The 20,314-nt window shown below is 69.5% G+C and carries 21 protein-coding genes; 17 read left to right on the top strand and 4 right to left on the bottom strand.

Translation table 11 applies throughout. The features are described 5' to 3' along the window. Window positions 1-82: 82 nt before the first annotated feature. From NR798_RS24175 to NR798_RS24165, 3 genes are all read left to right on the top strand, one after another. Complete coding sequence (locus tag NR798_RS24175) at window positions 83-598, top strand: gamma carbonic anhydrase family protein (protein ID WP_375764835.1); 516 nt, start codon at window positions 83-85, stop codon at window positions 596-598. Between the two features lie 38 nt (window positions 599-636). Next, on the top strand, window positions 637-1,092 hold the full coding sequence (locus tag NR798_RS24170; protein ID WP_375764834.1) for a Crp/Fnr family transcriptional regulator: 456 nt from the start codon (window positions 637-639) through the stop codon (window positions 1,090-1,092). 279 nt (window positions 1,093-1,371) lie between these two features. Next, the gene (locus NR798_RS24165; protein ID WP_375764833.1) at window positions 1,372-2,145 is read left to right on the top strand and encodes a DedA family protein; all 774 of its coding nucleotides are present in this window, start codon (window positions 1,372-1,374) and stop codon (window positions 2,143-2,145) included. 146 nt (window positions 2,146-2,291) lie between these two features. Here the strand turns inward: NR798_RS24165 and NR798_RS24160 are convergent, their stop codons facing one another. Then, window positions 2,292-4,775 (bottom strand): TIGR02266 family protein, encoded by a 2,484-nt coding sequence (locus tag NR798_RS24160; RefSeq protein ID WP_375764832.1) that lies wholly within the window; start codon window positions 4,773-4,775, stop codon window positions 2,292-2,294. A 139-nt stretch (window positions 4,776-4,914) separates the two neighbouring features. Between NR798_RS24160 and guaB the strand changes: the two genes are divergently transcribed. Beyond that, window positions 4,915-6,372, top strand: coding sequence for an IMP dehydrogenase (gene guaB / locus NR798_RS24155; RefSeq protein WP_375764831.1), 1,458 nt, complete (start codon window positions 4,915-4,917; stop codon window positions 6,370-6,372). 32 nt (window positions 6,373-6,404) lie between these two features. On the opposite strand, the gene NR798_RS24150 is transcribed toward guaB, so the two are convergent. Further along, window positions 6,405-7,016 carry a hypothetical protein gene (locus NR798_RS24150; protein WP_375764830.1) on the bottom strand — a complete coding sequence of 204 codons (612 nt, stop codon included), beginning with the start codon at window positions 7,014-7,016 and terminating at the stop codon, window positions 6,405-6,407. A gap of 101 nt (window positions 7,017-7,117) precedes the next feature. Here NR798_RS24150 and guaA point away from each other — a divergent pair, with 101 nt between their 5' ends. Continuing rightward, window positions 7,118-8,671 carry a glutamine-hydrolyzing GMP synthase gene (gene guaA, locus NR798_RS24145; protein ID WP_375764829.1) on the top strand — a complete coding sequence of 518 codons (1,554 nt, stop codon included), beginning with the start codon at window positions 7,118-7,120 and terminating at the stop codon, window positions 8,669-8,671. Between the two features lie 96 nt (window positions 8,672-8,767). Here the strand turns inward: guaA and NR798_RS24140 are convergent, their stop codons facing one another. Beyond that, the gene (locus tag NR798_RS24140) at window positions 8,768-10,852 is read right to left on the bottom strand and encodes a S46 family peptidase (RefSeq protein WP_375764828.1); all 2,085 of its coding nucleotides are present in this window, start codon (window positions 10,850-10,852) and stop codon (window positions 8,768-8,770) included. 485 nt (window positions 10,853-11,337) lie between these two features. Here NR798_RS24140 and NR798_RS24135 point away from each other — a divergent pair, with 485 nt between their 5' ends. From NR798_RS24135 to NR798_RS24090, 10 genes are all read left to right on the top strand, one after another. Then, window positions 11,338-11,937, top strand: a complete 600-nt coding sequence (locus NR798_RS24135; RefSeq protein WP_375773817.1) for a DNA methyltransferase — start codon at window positions 11,338-11,340, stop codon at window positions 11,935-11,937. A gap of 148 nt (window positions 11,938-12,085) precedes the next feature. Continuing rightward, window positions 12,086-12,595, top strand: coding sequence for a hypothetical protein (locus tag NR798_RS24130; protein ID WP_375764827.1), 510 nt, complete (start codon window positions 12,086-12,088; stop codon window positions 12,593-12,595). Further along, window positions 12,588-12,920: a hypothetical protein gene (locus tag NR798_RS24125; protein WP_375764826.1), complete on the top strand. Its 333-nt coding sequence runs from the start codon at window positions 12,588-12,590 to the stop codon at window positions 12,918-12,920. Before NR798_RS24130 ends, NR798_RS24125 begins: the two co-directional genes overlap by 8 nt. After that, complete coding sequence (locus NR798_RS24120) at window positions 12,910-13,233, top strand: hypothetical protein (protein ID WP_375764825.1); 324 nt, start codon at window positions 12,910-12,912, stop codon at window positions 13,231-13,233. Before NR798_RS24125 ends, NR798_RS24120 begins: the two co-directional genes overlap by 11 nt. Then, window positions 13,226-13,801 carry a hypothetical protein gene (locus NR798_RS24115; RefSeq protein WP_375764824.1) on the top strand — a complete coding sequence of 192 codons (576 nt, stop codon included), beginning with the start codon at window positions 13,226-13,228 and terminating at the stop codon, window positions 13,799-13,801. The genes NR798_RS24120 and NR798_RS24115 overlap by 8 nt, the downstream gene beginning before the upstream one ends. Before the next feature lie 362 nt (window positions 13,802-14,163). After that, window positions 14,164-14,457 (top strand): hypothetical protein, encoded by a 294-nt coding sequence (locus NR798_RS24110; protein ID WP_375764823.1) that lies wholly within the window; start codon window positions 14,164-14,166, stop codon window positions 14,455-14,457. Beyond that, window positions 14,450-15,424, top strand: a complete 975-nt coding sequence (locus NR798_RS24105; protein WP_375764822.1) for a hypothetical protein — start codon at window positions 14,450-14,452, stop codon at window positions 15,422-15,424. The genes NR798_RS24110 and NR798_RS24105 overlap by 8 nt, the downstream gene beginning before the upstream one ends. A gap of 311 nt (window positions 15,425-15,735) precedes the next feature. Further along, complete coding sequence (locus NR798_RS24100; protein WP_375764821.1) at window positions 15,736-15,978, top strand: hypothetical protein; 243 nt, start codon at window positions 15,736-15,738, stop codon at window positions 15,976-15,978. Further along, entirely contained in the window at window positions 15,978-16,280 is a 303-nt protein-coding gene (locus NR798_RS24095; RefSeq protein WP_375764820.1) for a hypothetical protein, read from the top strand. The genes NR798_RS24100 and NR798_RS24095 overlap by 1 nt, the downstream gene beginning before the upstream one ends. Window positions 16,281-16,360: 80 nt before the next feature. Beyond that, a complete protein-coding gene (locus NR798_RS24090) occupies window positions 16,361-17,389 on the top strand; it encodes a hypothetical protein (protein ID WP_375764819.1) in 1,029 nt (342 codons plus the stop codon). Window positions 17,390-17,808: 419 nt separating this feature from the next. On the opposite strand, the gene NR798_RS24085 is transcribed toward NR798_RS24090, so the two are convergent. Then, window positions 17,809-18,288 carry a hypothetical protein gene (locus NR798_RS24085; RefSeq protein ID WP_375764818.1) on the bottom strand — a complete coding sequence of 160 codons (480 nt, stop codon included), beginning with the start codon at window positions 18,286-18,288 and terminating at the stop codon, window positions 17,809-17,811. Window positions 18,289-18,566: 278 nt separating this feature from the next. Here NR798_RS24085 and NR798_RS24080 point away from each other — a divergent pair, with 278 nt between their 5' ends. Together NR798_RS24080 and NR798_RS24075 are read left to right on the top strand one after the other, a co-directional pair. After that, window positions 18,567-19,574, top strand: a complete 1,008-nt coding sequence (locus NR798_RS24080) for a hypothetical protein (protein WP_375764817.1) — start codon at window positions 18,567-18,569, stop codon at window positions 19,572-19,574. Beyond that, window positions 19,571-20,314: a hypothetical protein gene (locus NR798_RS24075; RefSeq protein WP_375764816.1), complete on the top strand. Its 744-nt coding sequence runs from the start codon at window positions 19,571-19,573 to the stop codon at window positions 20,312-20,314. Before NR798_RS24080 ends, NR798_RS24075 begins: the two co-directional genes overlap by 4 nt.

The following is a 20,314-nucleotide window of genomic DNA, read 5'->3' as shown; positions in this document are numbered from 1 at the left end:
TCCCTCTCCCCTCGGGAGAGGGTCGGGGTGAGGGTATCCGTCCCGAGCGGGTTCCCCCCTCGTATCCCCCACTGGAGCACCCATGGCCCTGCGCCGTTTCCGAGATCAGACCCCACGCGTCCACCCGAGCTGCTTCGTGGAAGACTCGGCGCAGGTCATCGGGGACGTGGAGCTGGGGGAGGACACCTCGGTGTGGTTCAACTCGGTGCTGCGGGGGGACGTGAACCCCATCCGCATCGGCCGGAGGACCAACATCCAGGACCTCTCGATGATCCACGTCACGAGCGAGCGCTTCTCGACGTCCATCGGCGACGACGTGACGGTGGGGCACCACGTGGTGCTGCACGGGTGCACGGTGGGCAACCGGGTGCTGGTGGGCATGGGCGCCATCGTCATGGACGGGGTGGAGATCGGCGACGACTGCATCATCGGCGCCGGCTCGCTGCTGACACCGGGGACGAAGGTTCCCCCGGGCTCGCTGGTGGTGGGCTCTCCAGGCAAGGTGAAGCGGGCCATCACCGACGAGGAGCGGAGCTTCCTGCTCGAGTCCGCGAAGCATTACGTCCGTACGGCGGCCGACCACCGGGCCAGCCGTTAACGTGACGCCCGCCAGCGTGCGTGTTAGGACCACCTCGCATGGAGGTTGCAGCCGCACTCAAAGCTTCACCGCTCTTCAAGGATTTCACCGACGTCGGCATCCAGATCTTCGCCGCCATCGGGGTTGCGCGGGCTTTTCCCAAGGGATCGGCCCTGTTCCTGGAGAACCGTCCGGGCGAGTCCCTCTTCATTGTCGGGGACGGCACGGTGCGGCTGAGTGCGAAGAACACCGCGGGCGAGGACGTGACGCTCGGGGATGTGGTGGCTGGAGAGCCCCTGGGCGAACTGACGCTCATCCAGAAGGGCGAGCGGCTGTGCACCGCCGTGGCCATGACGGACGTGACGGCGGTGGAGATCCGTCACGCGGACTTCCAGAAGCTCACCATCCAGAAGCCCCAGGCCTGCATGAAGCTGCTGATGGGGATCGTGAGCCACTTTGGCCAGAAGGTCCGGGACAACCGGGAAGCCATGAAGTCGCTCGTGGGAAAGACTTGAAGCACCCCCCCTTGCGCGCCGTGCTACCTTCCTCGCGGATGAAGCCAGGGACTTTCGAGACACCCACACGCACATACCTCGCCCGTTGAGGAGCAGCCGGGCGCACGGACGGAGGCCCAGGCGTTCGCACTCCGAGCAGCGGACGTGCCTGGAGATTATGAGTCGGCTAGGGGGCTCGGAGTTTTGACGACGCGTACCCGGTTGATGCGGGGGCGCTGGAGGCCTGGGCTCGGATGACGATGCCTGCCTGGTCTCCCCGGACGTGACAGAGAGACGAGCGTGCAAGAATTCCTCACCAACCTGCTGGGCAGTACCCACGGCTTCCTCGCCTATGCCACCGTGTTCGGCATCCTGGTGGCATGTGGGCTCGGCGTGCCCCTGCCCGAGGACGTCTCGCTCATCCTCGGCGGCTTCCTCGCTCACAAGGGCGCGGCGAGCCTGTCGGTGATGATGTTGATCGGCTTCCTGGGCATCCTCGTCGGTGACAGCCTCATCTTCTATGCCGGCCGTCGGTTGGGCTCGAAGGTGGGACGCTCTACCACTCCCACCGGGTTTCTCGGCAAGTTCATCACCCCCGAGAAGCGGGCGCGGGTGGAGGGGCTGTTCGCGCTGCACGGGCAGAAGATCGTGATGATTGCGCGCTTCATGCCTGGGGTGCGTGCGGTGACGTACTTCAGCGCCGGCTCCGCGGGCATGTCCTACTGGCGCTTCCTCTTCTGGGACGGGCTGGCGGCGCTGCTGTCCGCGCCGTTCTTCGTGTGGCTCGGCTTCCACTTCGGCGACAAGCTGGACTACGCGATCGACCGGATGAAGGAGGGGCAGCTGGTGGTGTTCGGCACCCTGGCGGTGGTGGGGCTGGGGGTGTTCCTGTGGCGGAAGCGGCTGGCGGCGCTGCGTGGGGCGACGCTGGAGGCGGCGGTGAAGGCCTCGCCGGTGCCCGCGCACCTGTTGACGGGTGCGGCGGCGGCCTCCGAGGTGCAGTCGGCCGCGGCCCCCGTGTTCGAGCTGGCGGACAAGCCCTCCGGTACGGATCGTCTGCCGATCCGCGACTGAGGACCCCCTCAAAACACCGCGAGTCACACACCGCCAATATCCCCTCTCCCCTCGGGAGAGGGACGGGGTGAGGGTGCCTGAATCCCGTGTAGTCCCCCTGTGAGCCGGAAGGGAAGGACCCGAAGAACGGGGTCCCCCTGTCCGGCTCACGCGCGTCCGAGGATCCGCTTCAACCAGCCCACGAGTCCACCCGGGGCCACGTCGCGAGCGGTCGCGGCGATGGCGATGGGCAGGGCCACGGGCTGGGCCGCGGTGGGCCTCGGTATCGGAGCGCCGCCGACGGCGGGCATGCCCGGCAGCGACTGCCGCCGCGCCATGGGAGGAGGCTCGGGCTGGGTCGGGTGGTTGGGCCCGAGCTTCGCCTTCACCTGCTCGGGGTTGTCGCGGGTGGTGAAGACGTTCATCACCTCGAGGCCGCTGGTCTGCTCGCGGGCGGTCACGGTGAGGATGCACTCACTGTTCACCTCGAAGGTGACGGACACCTTCACCGAGCCGCGAGGCCCCGAGGGCAGGCCGGAGATCTTCAGCGTGCCCAGGTACTCGTTCTCCACGGCGCGCTCCGAGTCTCCCTGCAGGATGATGAGATCGATCTCCTCCTGATCCTCGCGGCTGGTGGAGAGCTGGTAGCCCTTGGTGGCGGGCAGGGGGGCGTTGCGCTCGAGCACGGGCTTGAAGCGGCCGCCGGGCAGGCCCACGCCGATGGCCATGGGCAGCACGTCGATGAGCTGGACGCCCTCGTTCTGGGCCAGGCTGTGGGCGAGCAGGGCGGCGCCGAGCGCCACGGCCTCGTCCGGGTGCACGTTCTTGGTGGGGGCCTTGCCGAAGAACCAGTTGATCTTCTCGTGGACGAGCGGCGAGCGGCTCTGGCCGCCCACGAGGATGACCTCGTCGATGTCCTTGGGGGTGAGGCCCTTGACGTCGAGCACGTCGGCGCAGACCTGGAGGGTGCGGTTGACGAGCTCCTCGGTGAGCTCGACGAGCTTCTCGCGGGTGAGGGAGACGTCGAGGTCCACGGGCTTGCCGTCGACCATGGTGAGGAAGGCCACGTGGACGCGGACCTGGGAGCGCTCGGAGAGCGAGCACTTGGCGCGCTCGGCGGCGTCTTGGATCCGCTGCATGGCCACGCGATCCAACTGGATGGAGAGGCCGGTCTGCTGACGGAACTGCTCCATCAGGTACTCGACGATGGCGGTGTCGAAGTCGATGCCACCCAAGAAGGTGTCGCCGCCGGTGGAGACGACCTCGTAGAGGGTGTCCTTGAGCTCGAGCACGGAGGCGTCGAAGGTGCCGCCGCCCAGGTCGTAGACGAGCACGCGCTGGGTGAGCTTGCGGCCGAAGCCGTAGGCGAGCGCGGCGGCGGTGGGCTCGTTGAGGATGCGCTCGACGTGGAGCCCGGCGAGCCGGCCGGCCTCGCGCACGGCCTGGCGCTGGTTGTCGTTGTAGTAGGCGGGGACGGTGACGACGGCGCGCGAGACGGGCTGGCCGAGCTGGTTCTGCGCCACCTCCTTCACCTCGCGGAGGATGAGCGCGGAGATCTGCTGCAGGCTGTAGACGCGATCCCCGAGCCGCACGGCCGCCTCGCCGTTGTCGCCGGGGGCGATCTCATAGGCGAAGCGGTCCTTGATCTGCTGGACGATGGGGGACTCGTAGGGACGGCCCACGAGGCGCTTGGCGCCGTAGACGGTCTGCCGGGGGTTGGTGAGCATCTGCCCCTTGGCGGGGTGGCCCACCACGAGCTTGCCGCGGGCGTTGAGGGCGAGGATGGAGGGCACGGTGTTGTGCCCCTCGCGGCTGTGCAGGACGGCCGGCTTGCTCTGGCGCACGAAGCCGGCGCAGGAGTTGGTCGTCCCCAGGTCGATGCCGATGATGGGCCCGGTGCGCTTGGGCTCCTCGGTGGGAGCCTCGAAGGCGGGGGCGCTCGGGACCACCGGCGTGGCCGAGGGGGAGAGCGTCTGGGTGGGCTCGGGAGGAGGCGCGGGGCGGCTACCCGAGGGCGGCGCGGGAGGCCGGGGCGGCGGCGCCACTGCAACGGCCGGGCTCTCCACGGGGGTGAGCGCGGGAGGAGGCGTGGAGGGCACGGCGCCGGGCTGGGGCGTGTGCGCTTCCGGGGTGAACGCGGCGATGGTCCCGGGCCACGGGGTGTGGGCGGGGATCAACATCTCCTGCCCAGGATCGGGAGTGAGCGCGGGAGCGACCGCTGGCGCATCCGTCAGCGCTGGGGGTGGCTGCATGCCCGGGGGGATCGTCTCATCGGCGGGTCCCACCCCAGCGGGGAGAGGGGGAAGGGGCGACTGCGCGTGCGGCAGGGGAGCGATCGCGGAGTCGAGGAACCGCTGGGTGGCGGGGTCCACGGTGAGGAAGCGGAACCCCATGCCGGAGACGCCCTGGCCGGCCTGGCCGGTGACGAAGTGGATGACGGCGGTGGCGTGGATGATGCGCGAGCCGTCGGCCAGCTTGAGATCCAGGGTGACCGTGGAACCGGGAGGCTTCACCGTCTTCGCGCGCAGATAGATGCCGCCGCGGGTGACGTTGGCTCCGTACTTCGCCACGAACTCCTCGGGGGTCGCGAAGGGCAACTTGACGACCAACCCGATGGCTTCTCCCTTGGTGGTGCTGTGTGGCTGTGTCACGCGCCAATCCTAACATCAATCGCCTGCATGCCAGGGAGACGGGCAGTGAAAAGGCGGTTTTGATCGTTGCGCCCCTGGCTTTCACCCCTTATGGAAGCGGCTTCACCGCGGGCATGACCCGCAGCTCCCGGGAGCCCCCATGCTGACCTCCGACGTCCGGCTCGCGCTGACCTTCGATGACGTGCTGCTCCAGCCGGCCGAGAGCGCCATTCTTCCCAAGGACGCCGATCTCACGACCCGGTTGACCCGCAACCTGCGGCTCAACATCCCGCTGCTCTCCGCGGCGATGGACACCGTGACCGAGGCCCGTACCGCCATCGCCATGGCGCAGGAGGGCGGCATCGGGGTCATCCACAAGAACATGACCCCCGAGCAGCAGGCGCTCGAGGTGATGAAGGTGAAGAAGTTCGAGAGTGGGATGGTGGTGGATCCCATCACCGTCGAGCCGCAGGTGCCGCTGGCCCGGGCCATCGAGCTGATGCGCCAGTACAACATCTCCGGCATTCCGGTGGTGCAGGGCCGCAAGCTGGTGGGCATCGTCACCAGCCGCGACGTGCGCTTCGTCACGGACCTGGGCCAGAAGGTGGAGGCGGTGATGACGCGCAAGCTCGTCACCGGCCGCGAGGGCATCAGCCAGACGGACGCCCAGCAGTTGCTGCACGAGCACCGCATCGAGAAGCTGCTGATCGTCGACGAGCAGTTCGAGCTCCGGGGCCTCATCACCATCAAGGACATGGAGAAGCGCCGGACGCGGCCCAACGCGGCCAAGGACGCCAAGGGCCGGCTGCTGTGCGCCGCCGCGGTGGGCGCCTCGGCGGACCGTGAGGCCCGCATCGACGCGCTGGTGAAGGCTGGCGTGGACGTCATCGTCATCGACACGGCGCATGGCCACTCCAAGGGCGTGATCGAGGCGGTGCGCGACACGCGGAAGAACTTCCGCGGCTTCGAGCTGATCGCCGGCAACGTGGCCACGGCGGCCGCCACCCGGGCGCTCATCGAGGCGGGCGTGGACGCGGTGAAGGTGGGCATCGGCCCCGGCTCCATCTGCACCACGCGCGTGGTGGCGGGCGTGGGCGTGCCCCAACTGACGGCGATCGACGACTGCGCGCGCGAGGCGGACAAGCACGGCGTGCCCGTCATCGCCGATGGCGGCATCAAGTACTCCGGCGACATCGTCAAGGCGCTGGCGGCCGGGGCGAGCACGGTGATGATCGGCTCGCTCTTCGCGGGCACCGAGGAGGCGCCGGGCGAGGTCATCCTGTACCAGGGCCGCAGCTACAAGAGCTACCGCGGCATGGGCTCGATGGGGGCGATGAAGCAGGGCGCCAAGGACCGCTACTTCCAGTCGGACGTGGAGGCGGTGAAGCTGGTGCCCGAGGGCATCGAAGGCCGCGTGCCGTACAAGGGCAGCCTGGGGATGAACATCCACCAGATGCTGGGTGGGCTGCGCAGCGGCATGGGCTACGTGGGCTGCGGCACCATCGAGGAGCTGCGGACCAAGGCGGAGTTCGTGCGGATTACGTCGGCCGGGCTCAAGGAGAGCCACGTGCACGACGTGATCATCACCGAGGAGGCGCCCAACTACCGGGTGGAGTAGGGCGCCTGGGCGGGCCGGAGGGCCGCGAGCGGCTACTTGCCGCGCTTGCGGCTGGGGGCGGCGGCGGGCTCCTCCGCCTCGGCCTTGGGGGCCACCTTCTTCTCCGCGTTGACCACCCGCGACATGAGCTGCTCCTTGTCGTCCGGGTTGAGCGTTTCGATCGCCTGGCGCAGGGTGTTGAAGTCCAGCCGGGCCACGGTGACGGTGTTGCCGCCCTTGACCTCCTGCACGGTGGGCACGTCCACCAGCTCGCGCACGTAGGTCTCGAACTCCACCTTCACATCCGCGGTCTGCTGGATGCAGTTCTCCCGGGCGGCCACCAGCTTCTGGCTGCCCTCGGTGTAGTTGAGGTCCGGGTTGCGGTTCATCGCCTCCTCGAAGGTGGCGTTGCGCTTCATCAACGAGGTGTAGAGGTCGATGTAGCTCATCACCCGGTCGGTCTCCGGCCGGTTGACGTTGCGGGCCTGGTTGAGGACATCCCCCGTGTCGTCGCAGTGGACCTTGCCCAGCGCTTCGGCATCCGGGGTGTCCCCGGCCGACGCACGCGACGGCGACTCGCGCTCCAGACGCTCCTCCGAGGAGATCTCCTTCACGCAACCGGTGGCGGACAGCAGCAGGACGGTTGCAACGGCGGGCAGGCGCATCCAGGACCTCTTCGAGTTCGAGCGGGACTTAATGGTTGATTTCCGAAAGTTTGTAGCGATAAGGCCCGCATCCGTCAACGCGCGCCCCCCATGGAGAGTGTGTGGATATTCACGCTGAGAAGATCCTGATCCTCGATTTCGGGAGCCAGTACACGCAGCTGATCGCCCGCCGGGTGCGGGAGCTCGGCGTGTACTGTGAGATCCACCGTCCGGATCTCCCCGCGGAGGACATCCGCCGGTTCGCTCCGCGCGGCATCATCCTCTCCGGAGGCCCCGCCTCGGTGGAGACGGAGGGCTCGCCGCGGTGCGATTCCTACGTCTTCAGCTCGGAGCTGCCGGTGCTGGGCATCTGCTACGGCCTGCAGCTGATCTCCAAGCTGCTGGGAGGCCGGGTGGACCGCTCCGCGCACCGCGAGTACGGCTCGGCCGAGCTGGAGGTGGTGTCGGCGCGCGGGCCCCTGGCGGGCTTCAAGCTGGGCGAGCGGGTGAAGGTGTTGATGAGCCACGGGGACCGGGTGGACATGTTGCCGCCGGACTTCGAGGCGATTGGCCGCAGCGGCAACTCGCCGTACGCGGCGGCGGCGCACAAGAGCAAGCCCATCTACGGCCTGCAGTTCCACCCCGAGGTGGTGCACACGCCGATGGGCAAGGAGATGCTGCGCGCCTTCCTGTTCACCGACTGCAAGGTGAGCGGGAGCTGGACGATGAAGGGCTTCATCCAGGAGGCGGAGGAGGCCATCCGCCGCCAGGTGGGCGAGCACGGCCGGGTCATCTGCGGGCTGTCGGGTGGCGTGGACAGCTCGGTGGCGGCGCTGCTGCTGCACCGGGCGCTGGGTGCGCGGCTGCAGTGCATCTTCGTGGACAACGGCCTGTTGCGGCAGGGCGAGCGCGAGCAGGTGGAGGCGCTCTTCGTGGACCGTTTCCACGTGCCGCTGAAGACGGTGGATGCGCGGGCGCGCTTCCTGTCGGAGCTGGCCGGCGTGACGGATCCGGAGAAGAAGCGGAAGATCATCGGCCGCGAGTTCATCACGGTGTTCGAGGCGGCCGCGCGGGACGTGCAGGGCGCCGAGTTCCTGGCGCAGGGCACGCTGTACCCGGACGTGATCGAGTCCGTGTCGTACAAGGGCCCGTCCGTCACCATCAAGAGCCACCACAACGTGGGTGGGCTGCCGGAGAAGATGAACCTCAAGCTGGTGGAGCCGCTGCGCGAGCTCTTCAAGGACGAGGTCCGCGCGCTGGGCCGCGAGCTGGGGTTGCCGGACGAGATGGTGTCGAGGCAGCCGTTCCCGGGGCCGGGCCTGGCCATCCGGGTGCTGGGGGAGATCACCGAGGAGCGGCTGGAGCTGGTGCGCCGCGCGGATGCGATCGTCCAGCAGGAGGTGCGGGACGCGGGGTTGTACAAGGAGCTGTGGCAGGCGTTCGCGGTGCTGCTGCCGGTGCAGAGCGTGGGTGTGATGGGGGACGAGCGCACCTACGAGTCCACCTGCGTGCTGCGCGCGGTGACGAGCGTGGACGGCATGACGGCGGACTGGGCGCGGCTGCCGTACCCGGTGCTTGAGCGCATCTCCACGCGCATCACCAACGAGGTGCGCGGCATCAACCGCGTCGTCTACGACATCTCCTCCAAGCCGCCCGCTACTATCGAGTGGGAGTAGTCGGGGCAGGGTGAGCGGAAGAACAAAGGGGCTGCCCGGATTCACCTGGGCAGCCCCTTCGTCTTTCAGCGGGACTTCAGCGGGCCTACGGCCGGACTACATGCCGGGGTTGGCCTTCACGGTGGGCGTGGAGCCCGGGCGCAGCTCCTCGAGGACGCGGTCGGCCTTGTAGACCTTCTTGAGCGCCTCGATGAGGGCCTCGCTGTGGACGGCGACGGTGCGGTTGACGCTCTCGTCGAAGCCGTAGTCACCGCCGAGCGACTGGATGTTGCCGTCGAACACCAGGCCGACGACCTCGGCGTCCTTGTTGATGACAGGCGAGCCCGAGTTGCCGCCGATGATGTCGTTGGTGGTGACGAAGTTCATCGGGGTGGTGGCCGTCAGATCCTTCTGCGCGGCGAGCCAGCTCTTGGGCAGGGCGAACGGATCCTCACCGGTGTGGCGATCGAAGGTGCCGCTCATGGCGGTGATGGGGTCCACCTTCTTGCCGTCCTCGGTGTAGCCCTTCACGGAGCCGAAGGACAGGCGCAGCGTGCCCGTGGCGTCCGGGTAGATGCCGGTGCCGTAGACCTCGAACTTCGCCTGGGCCACCAGCTCGCTGTTCTTGCGGATGACGGCCTCGACCTGCTCCTCGTACGTCTTGCGGATGGTGCGGCCGTCCGGGTCCACCAGGGCCGCCAGCTGGATCATCGGATCCTTGGAGGCGTCGATGGCCTGCTTGCCGCCCTTGTAGAGCTGCTCGCGCAGCTTGAGGTCGGTCAGCTTCGAGCCCTTGATGACGCGGGTGGCCAGCGACGCGGGGGACTCCTTGCCGAGCACCTTCTTGACGAACGGGTGATCCGGGCCGAGCTCCTCGCGGATCTTCGTGAGCGAGAACGTCAGCTGGGCGATCTCCAGCTCGGGGTAGACGGGGGCCTTGCTCATCACCTGCATCTCGAGCGAGCGCAGGTTGGCCTCGTTGTACCCGCGCAGCCGCTCGGTGTCCGGCTTGGCGCGCTCGTCGGCGGCGCGCACCAGGGTGCGGGCCACGTAGAAGAGCTGCGAGTTGAAGCCGTTCTCGATGTTCTCGTAGTCCTTGCGGATGTTGCGGAAGGTGTCCTGGGCGCGGGCGATCTCATCCCAGGCGTTGCCGTACTTGGCCTTCATCTTCGGATCCGCGTTGACCTTGGCGCGCAGCTCCTGCTCGGCGGCGACCTTCTGGGCGAAGAAGGCCTTGTCGACCAGCTGCTCGTGCTTGCCCTTGGTGGACTTGAGGCCGTTCTCCACACCGAAGAGCAGGTTGCTGGAGATGCGCTTCTGCTCGGCGCCGCGGTTCTGGAACTCGGAGACCATGCCGCGGATCTCCGAGAGCTTGAAGAGCTGCTTGGGCAGGCCGGTGTCGCGCAGGTACTCGAGCTGCGCCACCGTCAGGCCGCGCGAGGTCTTTCCGGGGTGGCCGGAGACGAAGGTGAGATCGCCTTCCTTGGCGCCCTTGTCGGACCACTTGAAGTAGTTGGGGCTCTTCGCGGGCTTGCCGTCCTTGCCGTAGGCGCGCACGAAGGTGACGTCCAGGTCGTACCGGGGGAACTCGAAGTTGTCCGGGTCGCCGCCGAAGAAGGCGATGGCGTGCTCGGGGGCGAACACCAGGCGCACGTCCTGGAAGCGCTGGTAGCGGTAGAGGTTGTACTTGCCGCCCTGATAGAGCGTCACCACGTCACAGCGCACGTCCGGGGCGCCGTTGGTGCAGGCCTGCTCGAGCTTGGCCATCTCGGCCTTGAGGGTGTCGGCGTACGCCTTGCCAGTGAGGCCCTGGGTGGCGGTGTTGAGCTGGCCGGTGACGTCGGTGATCTCGACGAGCTGGCTGACCTCGAGGGCCGGGCACTGGAGCTCCTCGGCCTGGGTCTTGGCGTAGAAGCCGTTGGCGATGAAGTCCTTCTTGGCGGTGGACAGCTGCTGGATGCAGCCACGGGCACAGTGGTGGTTCGTCATCACCAGGCCGTCCGGGGAGACGAAGCTGGACGAGCAACCGCCACCGAACTTGGCCGAGGCCAGACGGACCTTGTCGAGCCACTGCTGGGAGGGCTCGAAGCCGTACTTCTCCTTGACCTTGGAGGCGGGGAAGTTGTTGTACGTCCACATGCCCTCATCGGCGAGCGCGGGGGCAGCGCCGATGAGAGATGCCACGATGAGAAGACGCTTCATGGAGGTGAAGTTCCTTTCCGGGAGCCGGAAGAGCGATGCGGCGGGGTTGTCCTGGGAACGGCCGGTCCCGGTCAAGCGGGGAGAAAATTCCCGGGCCCAGCAACGCATGAGTGGGCCTTTGATTTCCAACTTGTGCAGGAGCGCGTCGATTGACGCGGCTCGTCGCGATCGGACCCAGGCCTGGGAGGACGGGGGGAGGCATGCCGGTCACAGCCCATGGGGCCCGGGTGGGAGGACCCTTGGGAAGCCCGTGGGCCGAGTTGACATAACGCACAATATCAGACGCACCGTCCAGTTAACGGGACGGGGTGCGCGGTCCCTCGTTCGGTCGGCTGTGAGGCCCGCCCGTGAGGCGTGCGTACTTCAGCCAGGACGGTGTGCGCCTCTACGTCGGGGACGCACGCACGCTGATTCCCGACCTCGAGCTGCGGCGGCGCTCTACCGCCATCATCACGGACCCAGTCTGGCCTGATGCCCCCGCAGGGATGTTTCGGGCGGTGCGAAACCCGTGGCGTCTCTTCGCACAGGTGGCTCGCCACTTTCCCCGGGTGGCGCGACGCGCCGTCATAATGCTCGGCTGCACCTCAGACCCCCGGTTCCTGTCGGGGCTCTCGCGGCGCATGCCCTTTGTCCGCGTCTGCTGGCTGCGCTACGCGTTCCCCACGTACAAGGGCCCCATCCTCAATGGTGCCCTCCCGGCCTACGTCTTCGGTGAGCGCAGGGCTCCCTCGGGACGTGTGCTCCCGGGAGAAGTCACCGCAAAAGGCCGGGCGATGGCCGGGCGCGGTGCGCGGGCCCGTGCCGGCCAGCACCCATGCCCTCGGGACCTTCACCATGTGAAGTGGCTGGTGGCTCACTTCACCGCTGCGACTGAAACCGTTCTGGACCCCTTTGCGGGTGGCGGCTCGACGCTGGTGGCAGCATGGCTGCACGGCAGAGAGGCCGTGGGAATTGAGCGGTCCCGGACGTGGGCGAGACAAGCGGCCGCTGACCTGGAGCGTGTCATGGCGCAGGGCCGGCTGCCGCTGACGGCAGCGAGGCCGCCCGCGCCCCGCCAAGGAAAGCTTTTTGAGGGGGCCCCGTGATGGCGGCCATCGCTCTACACGAATTGATGACGTTGGGGGCCAGCGGCGCGCGGGTTGGTCCCCCGGCTTCGGGCCCGGTCGGTCTGCTCTCCATTCAGAGCAGCGGCCGGTCCCGTTGTTTTTCCCACCGCGTGGGGACCACTCACCCATGGCAACGAAGAAGAAGCACTCGAAGGTAGCACCTGCGGCAGCAGCGTACGGCGTGGCGAAGTGCCGTCGGCCTGGATGCCACTTCAACACCGTTAACGTGGATGATGCGGAGCGCCACCAGCGCACCACCGGGCACTCGGTGTCTGTCGTGCTGGAGCTGTCGACCGCGGCGAGCGTTGCACTCTCTCCGGCGGCTCAAGCGCTGAAGGATGCACAGACGATCTCGGGGGCTGTGCAGGACCTCCGGATGTGGGTGGACGCCCTCGCCAATGCGCTGGCCAGCGTGGCGGTGCCTCCGGCTGTGCTCAACGAGCTGCTCGTGTGCACGGCGCGGATGGGAGGTGCGCTCGATGAGGCGGCCCCCGCCGCTGAGGAGGCGGTGAAGCTGCTCCGGAAGGTGGAGCGCCGCGAGCGGTCGAAGACTGAGCGCGCCGAGCTGGAGCAAGAGCGCCAGGCCGAAGCGGCGGCAGAGCTGGCGATGAACCAGGACGAGGTGGGCCATGACTGACGCCCAGCTTGTCGCGGTCTGCCGTGTCGTCTGCGCGCGCACGAAGAAGAGCGTCCCCGGGGAGCTGTGGACGGAGCGCGGCCCCACAGAGCTGGCATTGCAACTCCGCGAGTCCAACCCCTGGAGCAGTGGCGAGCGCGCCCTCTTCCAGGTTGCGTGGGCCGTGTGGAACAGCGAGGCGAGCACGCTCACGCTCGGGGAGCTGCTGAATGCACTCTACGGGGAGCACCTCGTTTTCGTGGGCTCGCTGCTCGTGGCCATGGGCCAGGGTTCGGAGGCTGTCTCCCGCTGGCTGAAGGCGCAGGGGGTGGTCCATGCCGCGTGACCTCCAAACGCTGTGCGCGATGTTCGGCGGACACAAGCCGAACCCGTCCGACCCTGACCGGTGCATCACGTGCGGTGCGTGGCTCAATCGGGACCGCGCGCCCGGTGGCAACCCCGCCGCGGTGCCCACGTGCTCCGCGTGCTCCTGCTCTATGCGCTGGGACATGACCGCCGGCGCCGGCGAGGGAGACGATGTTCCCGGGGCGTGGGTGTGCGTCGGGTGCGACGAGCTGCCCGGCTCATGCGAGTGCGAGGTGGCCCCCCTGGAGGCCGATGTGCCCCACGTCGCTCGTGAGGAGGTGGGCGGTGAGTGAGCCCATTGTCCTGGTGTGCCAGGGCTGCCGGCTGTCCTACGGCGACTGTCCGTGCCAGCCGGTTGCGAGGACCATCAACCCGCCCCTGTGCGGCTGCGGGCGTCCGCTGGTGAAGAAGCGCTCCGGCGTGGTGGGCCTCGACGTCGCCACGCTCGTGGGTGCCCCTCGCGCGGAGCTGCCGGCGGGGATGGCTGACGCCTGCGGGAGCCTCCATCGTTGCGATTCGTGCGAGTTCGAGACGGACGACGTTGGCGCGCTGCTCATGCATATGCTGGACGCGCACCCGCCCGACGATGGGCAGCCGCGCCGGGTGAGCGTCTCCGTAGCTCCGCGCTGGCTCGCGCCTCCCGTTATCTGCGCGGCCTGTGACGTGGCCGGCGCTACCGCGGTGACGGGCCGCCTCCAGTGGCACGCCGCGCCCCTGGTGCACGAGCACCTCCAGGCACTCGTGATGGTGCCGCTCCACGCGAGTTGCACCCACGAGCACGGCATCAGGGAGGCCCTGACGCGGCTCGGGGTGGCGCTGACGATGAGCTTGCTCAAGGTGGGGGTGCCTCATGGCGGCTGACCTGGAGCAGTTCGTGGCGCAGCTCATCGCGGCGGCACAAGACGCGAGCACGCTTGGAAATAAGCTCGTGGGGCTCGCGATGGCGGCGCAGAACCTGGGAGCGCACCCGCTGGCGGTGCAGCTCGCTGAGGATGCGGAAAACCTTGCGTTCAAGGCAGCGCAGTGCAGCGCAGCCGCTGCGCTGCGTGTTGAGCAGGGCCGCCGCGGTTGGGACGTCTCACCCGTGAGCCCAGCACTTGCGGCCGGGCGGTGCTCGGAGTGTCTCTCCTCGCGTGTGGACGGCAACCCCGTGCACCAGTCCTGGTGCAGGTCACTCGCTCCCAGGGACCCGAGCCCGACGGCCGGGACGGGGGGCTCCAGCAATGGCTAGCCGCACGAAGAAGAAGCCCAGCGGCGCGCTCAATGCCGAAGAGGCACTGGTGCTCGCGTTCGTCTACTGCATCCCGGGGTCGACCCTGCGGGACGTGCGCGAAGGCACTGGCATCAAGAGCGCGCTGGCCGTGCTGCGGCGGCTGCGCCGGCGCGGGCATGTCCGGAAGGGGCCGCGTCTGTGGTCCGTCACGGCGCGCACGGCCGAGCTGATGGCGATGGGCTCCCGCATCGAGTGGGGCGGGCTCCGGTCGTTCCGGCTGCCCGAGGAGGCGCGCGATGTTTGAGCACACCGCGCGGGTCGTCGCTGAGCTGCGCCGGCGCGAAGAGGCGCGCCGGCTGCAGTACCTCGCCGCTGACCCGGACCTGACGAAGGCTGTGGAGGACGAAGCGCGGCAGTCCCTGCGGGTGCTGGACCTCCAGGCCACCGCAAAGGGTCTCGACGATTCGGAGGGCTCCGGCCCGTGGATGAGTCAGGCCCGGCTTGAGGCGCACTCGGCGGTATCGCGAGCACAAGCGTTGCTCTCGAAGCTAGATGCGCGAGTGCGGCACGAACGCGGCCGCGCGCTGTCACGGCGGATGGCCAAGCTGGAGGTGTTTCGGGCCGCCAGTCAGGGCACCCTGCTCCCTGGCCCACCGGTGCGAGGCAACGTCCCCGTACAGCTCGGGTTATTCCCCGGGGAGAGCACGCCCACTCCTCGGGGCCCTCGGCGGCCGAAGCGGCGCCAGGACCGCCACGAGCATCTCCCCGCCACCGCGGTGGAGCTGCCCGCCGGCGAGGACCGCCACGAGCAGCTCCCCGCCACCGCGGTGGAGCTGCCCGCCGGCGAGGACCTCCACGAGCAGCTCCCCGCCACCGCGGTGGCGCTGCCCGCCGGCGAGGACCTCCACGAGCAGCTCCCCGCCACCGCGGTGGCGCTGCCCGCCGGCGAGGACCTGGATGACGAGGAGGCTACTCCGCGGTGTGGTCAGTGCGGAGTGGGGATCATGGCCGACGAGATGCGCTCGGGACTCTGCGACGAGTGCAGGCCCGTTGCAGAGGAGATGGGCATAGCCGGCGACTACGCCGGCGAGGATCTCCACGACCAGCTCCCCGAGTCTGACCTGGTCATCGTCGACGAGTTGCCAGCGAGCTGGTGCGAGGGCTGCACGCGCACGCGGCCCGGTACGCAGTGGAACCAACGGCGCTCCATGCGCTTGTGTCCGACGTGCTGGCCCGCAGAAGAGCTTCGGCGGGGAGCGGTGGCGGCATGAAGGCCCACGAGACGAAGTCCAGCGGAGGTGGACGATGAGCGCCGAAGCGCGAGACCTTGCATCGCGGATGGGAGATGCATGGGAGGGCGCGGTCCGGCGGCTGCAAGCTGCTCTCGCCTTGGAGCGTGAGACCTGGGCCAGGTGGACTGTTCGCGCTGCCCTTCGCGGACCTCGCGACGAGTCCGCCCAGGAAGCCCGCAGGGAGTGGGAGGACGCGGCGGCCGAGCTGGCGAAGTCGGGGCGGAACCTCGCGGAGAGGCGTCCCGGCATCTCCAACGCGCTCCAGTATTTAGAGCGGGAGGCCGCGTCCCGTGAGTGACCTTGATCACCTCCGCCGGATGCGGCGGCGGGTCCTCCTCGTGGAGATTGCGTGGATGCTCCCGGCCCACCTGCTGAACCTCGGCGGGGCCGTCGGGCTCATCGTGCTTGCTAACGAGCGCGACGACTGGCCCGTCCTGATGCTGAGCGTCCACATGCTGGCGCTTGCCGTCTTTCTCGCCGGCGCCTGGCTGTCGAGCCTCGGGCAGCTGCGGAAGAACCGGAGGTGGAGCTAGTGGAGCTTCTCCACCCCCGTTTCCGCGGCAGGCTCACCGACGACCAGGCGGACACGGCAGGCGCCATGGTGCCGGCGTGGCGGGAGCTGCGCTCGGCACTCGACTACGAAGAGCGGTGCTTCGCCAGCTGGACGCTGCGGGTGATGACCGAGGGGCGCCGCTCGCCAGCGGCGCTGGAGGCGTGGCAGGTGCTCCAGCGCGCCGGGGAGCGGCGAGAGGCTGCGGCGGCCGCGGTGGAAGACGCGGCTTGGCGCCTCGACGAGTCCCTAGCCGTGGATGGCCAGTCGAGGCAGAGCGCGTGAAGCTTCGCCAGCACAGCGGGACCGGCGCCCCCCCCTCCCCTCTTCGCCATGGCGGCGAGGTGGGGGGGCTGGGGGCGTCCGTGCTGGATGAGGGCGAGCTGCTGCTGCTCGCTGTCCATGCCGCCAGCCGCCAGGCGGACAGGGAGCTGAAGGCACAGCGGGCGGCCGAGAACGAGGAGTACCGCCGGCAGCGCGAGGAGCAGGACGCGGCGCGCCGGCGCGAGCTGCTGGAGGCCGGCGAGCGCGCCGAGCTCGAGGGGCGGCCCCGTACGCCCTGCCTCCCTCCGTACAAGCGGCGCAACCGCGGGCTGTACGTGCTCGCGGAGGATCTCGACGAGCTGATACCCGACGGGTGGGGCGCCATGTGGCCCGAGGAGTGCGAGCGCCTCGGCGCGCGCATGGGCGTTCCACCTCTGGCCGTGCCGTACCTGATGATTCTGGAGTGGGTGCACGGGCTGCGCCCTGCCGTCACTCGCCGGGCCAAGGTGATGGGCACTGGGTGCGGGCTTCAGCACACGCCGGAGTGGATGGCGCGCAAGCTCGGCTGTACGCCCCGGTGGGCCAAGGAAATACAGGCCCGGCTTGACCCAGTCGCGGAGTACCGCCGGGAGCTGCGGCGCGTGCGCTACCAGAATGCATGGAGGGAGAAGAACGGGCAGGCCCCCCTGCCGGAGCCCAAGAGGCCCGAGGGCGTCACCTGCTACGTGCACCGCTTCCAGAAGCTGCGGCACTACGGGACGCTCACCAGAGACTTGCCGGCGGCGCAGCGCCGGCCCCGGTGGCTATGCCGCGCCGGCAAGCTGCGGCGCTTCTGTGACGTCCAGGGCGTGACGTACCCGACGCTCATGGGCTGCCGGTTGCTGCGCCGGCGCGCGCACCGGCGCGAGCGGCCGCGTCAGGGCCACCGCCCGAAGCTGCGCCGCTCGCCTATGCAGGAGGACCTCTACCAACGCCTCTCCCCCATCTACAGACGCCTCAGAGCGAGATTGGCTCCGCCTCTACTGGAGCAGTTCACTCCTTTAACCGAGAAACCCTCTGTAACCAGGTATGTAAGGCCGCCGGCGGGCTGTGCGCTTCGCCCGCGGGCGGGTGCTGGCCCCCCTGGGTGACGTGCGCCCACCGCCCGAGGGCGGCGGCCGCGACATGAGACAGGCAAAGCCGAGGACACGGGGTGCCGGCGCGGTACCGCCGGCAGTGCCCGTTTGCTGACCGTGCGGGGGAATGCCCGGTTTCCGTGCCCCTCTCGCGGCCCTGGAGCCCTCCTGGGCGCATGAGGCCGGGGGGGAGGCACCCTCGACCACCCCTCCGGCTTCGGCAGCGCCTTGGGCCGCCCGGTGAGGCCAACCCGACGCGCCGGTGGGAGGGGTGGCCAGGCCGGTGCGGGGTTGGGCGGCCGGGGCCGGCGCCGGGTGGAGCTCGCGCGCATTGCGCTACTCGAGCGCCGACAGGAGAGGGAGCCAAGCCGGTCCGGGGTTGGGCGGCCGGGCCCGCGCGCCGGCGGCCGCTGCGGCAGTCGGGGTGGGCTGCGTCAGGCGGCAGCACCGGCGCGCTCGTGCTCGCGCCGGCGTGCCGTCTCGCGCTCCACCGCCGTGGCTGTGGCAGCAGCGGCGAGGCGGGCCGCCGCGCCGGCGTCCTGGGTGTCACCCGGCAGGCCGTCCCAATCGAGGGCTACCTCCACCAGGCCCCGGCCCTTGGCGTGGACACGTGCCACTACCTTGCCCTTCTTCACCCAGCGCCGGACGTTGCGCGGGTGGACGCCGGCGGCCCTGGCCGCCGCGTTGACGCCCACCCACTCCGGCACGTGCCGCGGGCGAAGCGGGGAGCTGCTCTCCGGAGTGTCGGCGTCCACGGCGCGGCCGTCGGGTCCCTGGAGGACGCGCCAGGGCCCATCCCCCGCGAGTCGGCGCGCGATGATGAGGCCCTCTCGCGCCCAGCTCCAGAGGGTGTTCTCGTGCACGCTCATCGTGCCGGCCACCTCCTTGGCGCTCACCCAGCGTCCCTTGAGCATGCAGCAAGGGTGATGCCGGGGGGGCTGTGCCGGGAAGGGCGCCGCGGTGCCAACCCATGGGGTGCTGTGGCGCCGGCGCGCCGTCTGTGTTCTCGCCTAATCCCCGCCGGCGCGCCGGCGTGAGACACCCCCATGCGTCGACGGGGCGCGCAGTCGCGCCGGCGCTCAGGGTGTCGGTGTCTGTCCGGTGAGGCGCTAGGGCCCCCGCCAGCACGCGCACCCAGGGGCCGGCCGAGCGCGCCCCGTCGACTTCCACCCCACCCCTGGGAGCGCACGACGTGACGGTACCTGTCCAGACAGCCGAGCAGACGCACCCGGCGGCCGAGCCGGCGGCGAGCGGTCCGACGGCTTCGCGGCTGGACAACATCCTTGGGGAGCTGCGCGGGGTGGATGTGGTGGACCCTGCCCACCCTGAGCTGCTGGACACGGCCGCCGCCGGCGAGGTGGCGCCCGCCCATGAGGAGCTGCTGGGCGCCGCACGGCCTGGCCGACCGGCTCCGTCTATGCCGCGGGCTCGAGGAGCGCAATGCGCTCCTGCAGGAGCCGCGGTGAAACAGGGTGAGGCGCTGGGCCGGGCCGCCCGCAGGGTGCGCCAGAGCCTGCGGGACGAGGAGACGCCCGAGGCGCTGCGCTCCATCTTCGAGCGCTGCAACGTGGCCACCTACCCCGCCGGAGCCCTGGAGGCCGTAGTGGCTGGCGTCGCAGACGAGCGGCGCAAGGCGGCAGGGGCCGTCCCCGCGGCAGTGGAAGCCGCCGGCGAGTGGGAGCGCATGGCCCGCGCTGCGCTCGCGAGCGTTGCCGCGGCCCCGCCAGTGGTGGAAGACGTGCCGGAGCTGGAGGAGCCCGGCGAGCCGCTGCGCGAGCCGGTGCTCGTCAACGGAATCCCCGTGGAGCGAATCGAGGCGGCCGCCGGCCCAATCGCGTGGTGGCTGGAGCGCCTGGCCGGGCTCACCAGGGGCACGTGGTGTGACCTCACCCTTCCCTGTGACCGCACCATCTTCCGCGGCCGCGGTGAGGCCGAGCGGAAGATCAGCGGAGTCCCGCTCGACAGGCTCACCGAACTGCTCGCCACGCGCAAGGCATCCAAGGTCCCAGCGGGCGCTGAAGTGGAGTCTCCCACCTGGGAGCTTGCCGCGTACGTGGTGGCGCTCGTCGTGGCAGTGGCCCCGAAGGGTGCGACGGCCGCCAGCAAGCTGGTGCCGCTGGCGCACCGCGGCAGCGTCAACGCGGCCCGCCGTGTCGTCCGTGCGTTCTCTGGGCTCAAGCCCCGGAGGCCCGGCCGGTGACAGCGCAGCGAAGGGCCGCCGTAGAGCAGCTCGACGGTGAGCAGCTGGGGACGGTGTTCAAACCGTACGTGCCGGGCCCCGAGAGCGCGGGGCTCCTGGCCGTGCAGGGCTGCGGAAAGTCCTACGCCGTGAAGGTCGACTGGGTGCCCTTCCTCCGGAAGCAAGGCTGTGCCGTTGCGTTCTGGGACTCCAGCGACGAGCACACCATCCACGGCAAGCGGCGCCCCGGGAACATCCTGGGCAGTCTCCGCCAGCGCCTCACGGTGCCGGAGCTGCACGAGGCCGTCTCGGTGGACAGGCGCGTCGTCACGCGTCGTGACCTGGAGCTTGGGATCGTCCCCAGCTCGCCATTCCTGACGCCGAAGCAGCTCGCGGCAGAGTTTCGCAGCGTTCTTCCCATTCTCCTCGGGCGGGGCAACGGCCTCGTTTTCTTCGTGGAGGAGGTGGCACAGCTTTGTGACCACGCCGAGCCGGAGCTGGTGCAACTCGCGGCCGTCTGGCCCAAGGACATCTCAACCGTGTTCATGGGGCAGACGCCGAACATGTTCCCCCCGGCGGTGCGGGGCAACTGGACCCGTTGCATCTCCGGCGCACAGACGAAGGCGAGCGACAGGCAGACCATCGGAGCCGACTTCGGCAAGCGGTACGCCGCGCGGCTCGCCAACCTGAAGCGCGGCGAGTTCCTCGTTGCGCTCAGTCGGCCCAGCTGGGCCGTTACCCCAAGTAGAGAAAGGCAGTGA

Origin of the sequence: Archangium gephyra, assembly GCF_042230915.1 — a bacterium.
GTDB classification, from domain to species: domain Bacteria; phylum Myxococcota; class Myxococcia; order Myxococcales; family Myxococcaceae; genus Archangium; species Archangium gephyra_B.
The sequence above is the reverse complement of the archived record's forward strand: the minus strand, read 5'-3'. Positions and strand labels throughout refer to the sequence as shown.